This window comes from Streptococcus parasanguinis, from assembly GCF_001578955.1.
GTDB lineage: Bacteria > Bacillota > Bacilli > Lactobacillales > Streptococcaceae > Streptococcus > Streptococcus parasanguinis_U.
The window spans coordinates 572,175-578,123 of sequence record NZ_KQ969689.1; the positions used below are offsets into that span (position 1 = coordinate 572,175).

The 5,949-nt window shown below is 43.7% G+C and carries 2 protein-coding genes and 2 pseudogenes; all 4 read left to right on the forward strand.

What is annotated here, in order from left to right:
- A pseudogene (locus tag SPADD19_RS12490) lies at window positions 1-133 on the forward strand (peptidase M42); the annotation flags it as partial.
- A 123-nt stretch (window positions 134-256) separates the two neighbouring features.
- Entirely contained in the window at window positions 257-2,242 is a 1,986-nt protein-coding gene (locus SPADD19_RS02640; protein WP_061455116.1) for a peptide ABC transporter substrate-binding protein, read from the forward strand.
- Window positions 2,243-2,360: 118 nt separating this feature from the next.
- A pseudogene (locus SPADD19_RS02645) lies at window positions 2,361-5,377 on the forward strand (CocE/NonD family hydrolase).
- Window positions 5,378-5,474: 97 nt separating this feature from the next.
- Entirely contained in the window at window positions 5,475-5,789 is a 315-nt protein-coding gene (gene trxA, locus SPADD19_RS02650) for a thioredoxin (RefSeq protein WP_003002728.1), read from the forward strand.
- Window positions 5,790-5,949: the final 160 nt, after the last annotated feature.

Sequence of the window (5,949 nt, forward strand, 5' to 3'; positions counted from 1 at the left end):
AGCAGAAGTCAAACATGCTCTTCTTGGAGCAGGGATCGAATCTAGCCACTCATATGAGCGGACTCACTTGGATTCTGTAGTCGCAACAGAGCGCATGGTCGATGCCTACCTCAAGAGCGACTTAGTAGATTAAAAATTGGAACTACTTTTCGGAGTAGTTTTTTCATAAACTAAAATTTTCTGAAAATTCCTTTTCTTCTGAAAATCATTGTGGTATAATCTTAAAATAAACTTAAAATTTCTTAAGGAGTTTTACATGAAAAAAAGAAATGTCATTGCACTTGCGGGAGTTGCCCTCCTTTCGGCAGGTATCCTAGCCGCTTGTTCGGGTGGTTCTAAATCATCTAGCTCAAGCAACGGTCAAAAATTCTCATATGTCTATGAGACTGAGCCAGAAAACCTAAACTATATCACATCTGGTAAAGCAGCAACCCACGATATTACAGGAAACTTGATTGATGGTTTGTTTGAAAATGACAAATACGGTAACTTGATTCCATCTCTTGCAAAAGACTGGACAGTTTCGCAAGATGGCTTGACTTATACTTATAAACTTCGTGATGATGCTAAATGGTATGATTCAGAAGGCGAAGAGTATGCGGATGTAACAGCTAAAGATTTCATCACAGGGATCAAATATGCGGCTGATAACAAATCAGAAATGCTCTACATCATCCAAGATTCTATCAAAGGCTTGAATGACTACGTCAGTGGTAAAAATAAAGATTTCTCAGCTGTAGGAGTAAAAGCAGTTGATGATCATACCCTTCAAATCACTTTGAACCAACCAGAATCTTACTGGAACTCTAAATTGACTCTTGGGATCACTTTCCCTGTCAACGAAAAATTCGTGAAATCAAAAGGGGATAAATTCGCTCAAGCAAGTGACACCAGCTCCCTTCTTTACAATGGTCCTTACATCTTGAAGAGCTTTACTTCAAAATCTTCTATCGAAATGACCAAGAATGAAAACTACTGGGATAAAGACAAGGTCTACATCTCAGATGTGAAATTGGAATTCTACGATGGACAAGACCAAAGTAAATTGGCCAAATCATTCGGTGAAAATGCTCTTAGCTTGGCAAAACTCTTCCCAACTGGATCTGGTTACTCAGAGCAAGCCAAAGAATTCAAAGACGAAATCACCTACACTCCTCAAGACGCCGCTTCTTATGTTATTGGTACCAACATCGACCGTCAATCTTACAAACACACAGCTAAGAAGACCGATGAAGAAAAACAATCTACTAAGAAAGCTCTCTTGAACAAGGACTTCCGTCAAGCGATCAGCTTTGCCTTCAACCGTGAAGCGTATGCTGCTCAATTGAACGGAAAAGACGGAGCAAGCAAGATCATCCGTAACCTCTACATTCCACCAACATTTGTCCAAGCTAATGGCAAGACCTTTGGTGAAATGGTGAAAACTCAATTGGATACCTACGGAGATGAGTGGAAATCTACTAAACTAGACGATGGTCAAAATGGTCTCTTCGATGCTAAGAAAGCGAAGGAAGAGTTTGCAAAAGCGAAGACTGCCTTGGAAGCAGAAGGTGTGAAATTCCCAATTCACATCGATATGCCTGTAGACCAAACCACACCATCAAGAGTTCAACGGGTACAATCATTCAAACAATCAGTTGAAGAAGCACTTGGTAAAGAAAATATCGTCATCGATATCCAAATGCTTTCGAAAGAAGACCTTCAAAATGTGACCCTCTTTGCGCCAAATGCGGCCGGCGAAGACTGGGATCTCTCTGATAATGTTGGATGGAGCCCTGACTACCAAGACCCATCAACTTACATGGATATCTTGAAAGCTTCATCTGGTGAAAATACTAAGACTTTCCTTGGATTTGACCCAAGTGAAAACAATGAAGCAGCTAAAAAAGTTGGTCTGTACGACTTTGAAAAGATGATCAAAGATGCTGGTGCAGAAACACAAGACGTCAACAAACGCTATGAAAAATATGCGGCAGCGCAAGCTTGGTTGACAGATAGTGCCCTTGTTATGCCAACTTCTTCATCAACTGGACGTCCATTCTTGACACGTATCGAACCATTCTCAGCTCCATTTGCATGGACTGGTGGTAAAGGAAAAGACCATGTGATCTACAAAGGAATGAAACTCCAAGATAAAGCTGTGACAACTGCTGACTACAACAAAGCCCTTGAAAAATGGCAAAAAGAACAAGCAGAGTCAAACAAAAAAGCACAAGAAGATCTTAAGAAACACGTCAAATAAGGATCGATAATCGAGGCTGATGCCTCGGTTTTTTTTGGATCAGATGAACATCTGTTTGATCTAAAAACGCTTACATAGTATAATAGGAGTGTTGATTACAAAAAGTGAGGAGATTGACATGAAAAAAAAAACAATGGTTTCCATTGTCGCATCAAGTTTATTGATCGCGCCGATGGTCTTGCATCAAGTAGCAGCAGCAGATGAGCAGACAAAAGAGCTAGCCCCATCGACAGAAGTGGTCCATGCTCCATCTACTGAAGCAAGACCGACAACAAGTGACACAAGTACTGCCACTAGTGAAGAAGTTGCAAGTTCAAATGAGGCATCGCTGGATAGGACAGCAGTTGCCAATCAAGCGGCCCACGCAAGAGAAGACAGTGTAGCACAAAGTGAGCCTACTGTCCCAGCAGCAACCAACAGGGAAGCTGCACCTCAATCTGCTCCTACTTCAGAAGCTCCAGCAACAAGTCAGGATTTGGCAAAAGTCACAGGTAGCACCCTTGCAGCGGATCAGGCCTCTAAAGAGTTGACGGTCCAAGATGCTGTTAATGGCTTGCTTCAATGGGCAGCAACGGATCCAAACCAATTGGGCCAAAGCCAAGCAGATCGGGAACGCTTTGCCAAAAGTTTAGGCTTGATTGAAAAATCAGAAGATCTAAGCCGTAAGGTCAGTCAGCCAGAATTGGCCAAGATGTATGAAACAGCTAAGAAACTCTACGATGCCTACCGGGCTGAAAAGAAAAGCCCGCTCTTTTTAAATGGTCGGGCCCAGCCGATTTTCCCTTATACGACGGGAGAAAAAGCAGATGAAGATTACAAATATGAAGACAGCCAAATTGTACGTTTCCCAGTCTATGTCGAAACGGACTATGACACCGATGCAGATGGCAAGCCTGACTTAGTCAAAGCCATTGTTCAATTACCAAAAGCCGTAGCGCAAGGGGATTTTAAGGCTGCAACCATTCTGGAAGCGCGTCCTTACGTAGCGGGGACGCTAGACGAAAACTACGTGACCCTCGAAAGTCTGGGCCTTCCAACAGACGGTAGCTATGATATGAAGAAACTGCACAGCCAACCTGCAAAGAGACAGCCAGTAAGCAGTGAAACAACAGTAGAAGCAGCGAAAAAAGCCAAGGCATCGGATTGGTATTACTACAGTCCCTACGAGTATATTTATGACTACGAAGATCTGAACTGGTACGACTATTTCTTGGTCAGAGGCTATGCCTTTATCTCCAGTGCTGGACTTGGTACCAAGGGATCAGAAGGATTTAACACGACGGGATCTGATCTCGAAATCAATGCCTTCAAGAATATCATCGAATGGGTTAATGGCAAACGCAAGGCTTACACCGACAAGACCAGCAATGTCGAAATCAAGGCAGACTGGGCAACGGGTAATGTTGCTATGACGGGTCTCTCCTGGGCTGGAACCACGACCTTTGGTGTGGCAGCGACAGGCGTAGAAGGCCTAAAGACCATCGTTCCAGCAGCAGGGATTGCCTCTTGGTATGATTATTTCAATAGCCAAGGAACCCAGTTTGGCAATGCACCTTATAGTGACCTTTCATGGCTCTCCCTCTACGTTAGCACACGGATGCTGGACCAAGACGACTGGGCAGGTATTTGGCAAAACTATTCCAACTACATCAACCAATTGAACAAGGACCAGTACGCCCATGATCGTAACTACAGTGATGTCTGGAAGGAGCGGGATTATACCCTTCATCCAGAAAATCTCAAGACCAGCGCCCTGATCGTCCATGGCCTGAATGATGACAATGTCAAGACCAAACACTTTGAACTTATGTACGATGCCCTCAAGAAAGCAGGACAAGATGTCAAGCTCTATCTCCACCAAGGAGATCACGTCTACCCAGCGGCTATGTCACGGGGATACGGCATCACCGCCAATGGTCAGGACTTTTATGACCTGCTCAATACCTGGCTGACCCATTACCTCTATGGAGTGGACAATCACGTCGAAAGCTTGCCAGCGGTTCTAGCTCAAAACAACTATGATCCAAGCAAGTGGACCAGCTATGATAACTGGAAGAGTAGTCAACGTCTCTTCTTGAATGCAAGCTCTAAACGTCTAGAAGAAACCATTTCTAGTGACTATGCGGCTGCGGGTGTCGAGATCGCTAACCGTAATGAAACAGTCAGCAAAGCCTCCTCTAAGGCCAATCTGACCTTTGTTTCAGATGTTACTGAGGACACTACGATCAAGGGCCACATCCCCGTTCATTTCAAGGCAGCTCTTGCCAAAGGTCAAGGAAAGAATTTCCAAATTAACGCCCTCTTGGTAGATGTGGCAGATGAGGACTTTGACGTGGTAGGAAATGGTAGCGTCAAGCAAGATAAAACAGCAGACGGTTTCTGGATGGGAAGCAATTTAAGCAACCTATCTGTTGCCGAATACGAAACCATCAAGACCAAGTACAAGGTGATTGCGAAAGGCTGGATCAACCTTGCGAACCCTGAGTCTGGCTACGATTCAGCAAGTTCACGAGATAGCATCGAGCCTAAAGTGGGAGAATACCACGATTATACGGTTTATCTCCAACCAAATCTCTATACAGTTAAGAAAGGTCACAAGTTAGCCCTAGTTTTTAACACCTATGACCCATCTGATTTAACGGTGGAGCATCCCTATGAAGTGACCTTTAAGACAGATTCTATCCAGGCAGCGATTCCAATTGTCGAAAAGACCCGCGCCCAAAAGGCAGCCTATGTACCAAGTGCAACAGATACAGACTATGCGAACTTGCCAGAAGTTGAGGGGGTGCTTTAGTAGCGGCAGAGGTTCACTATAAGGAGGAATACATACTTCCAAGTCCAGAACATTTTGTCCAACCAAACCAAACTGTTCCTGAAATAGAAGAACAGATGCAAACAGGATCAGCAAGACAAGAGCAATCTCATCTTACACTAGCTGTATCCTATGGAACTCAATTTGTTTCACAAGGATTGGCAGAAGATCCTCAAGCTGCAACTCTTGTAGTCGGAGGAGAGAAAGCGGACCCTACGCTTCCTCAAACAGGGAGCAAAGACCATTCTCTGGGTCTCTTAGGGGTGATCAGCCTTACAGCTTCTAGTCTCATCTTTTGGCGCAAAAAGAGAGAAGATGTCTAAGGAGTCCCCGTAGCAAATATTTCTAAAATGGCATCATTTAGTGTAAAATAAAAGTAGAAATGCAGAATCAGTAGTCACTACTGAAAAAGGAGGAAATATGGCACACGTAATCACAGATGCAACTTTTGAACAAGAAACCAGCCAAGGCCTTGTCTTGATTGACTTTTGGGCAACTTGGTGCGGTCCATGCCGCATGCAAGCTCCAATCTTGGATCAGTTGGCAGAAGAAGTACATGAAGATGATTTGAAAATCTGTAAGATGGATGTCGATGAAAATCCAAATACAGCACGTCAATTCGGTATCATGTCGATCCCAACTCTTCTCTTTAAAAAGGATGGACAAGTTGTCAAACAAGTGGCTGGAGTTCATACGAAAGCCCAATTGAAAGAAATCATTGCAGAATTGAGCTAAAAAGAAGGGAGTGGGAAAGAACTCCGACTAGTTAAAAAAGAGTTCGTTTTCCCACCCCCGTATAGCTTCAACAGTCTGGGAGACTGTTGAAGGTTGTGGATAAAGGAAACTTTGTTTCCCTCATTAGGTATCTTCGGAGCTTAATAAGCGAACGAAGATA

Bases quoted from the DNA above. Each gene is read 5' to 3' on its own strand.
- SPADD19_RS02640 (WP_061455116.1), top strand. From the start codon at position 257: ATGAAAAAAAGAAATGTCATTGCACTTGCGGGAGTTGCCCTCCTTTCG.
- trxA (WP_003002728.1), top strand. From the start codon at position 5,475: ATGGCACACGTAATCACAGATGCAACTTTTGAACAAGAAACCAGCCAA.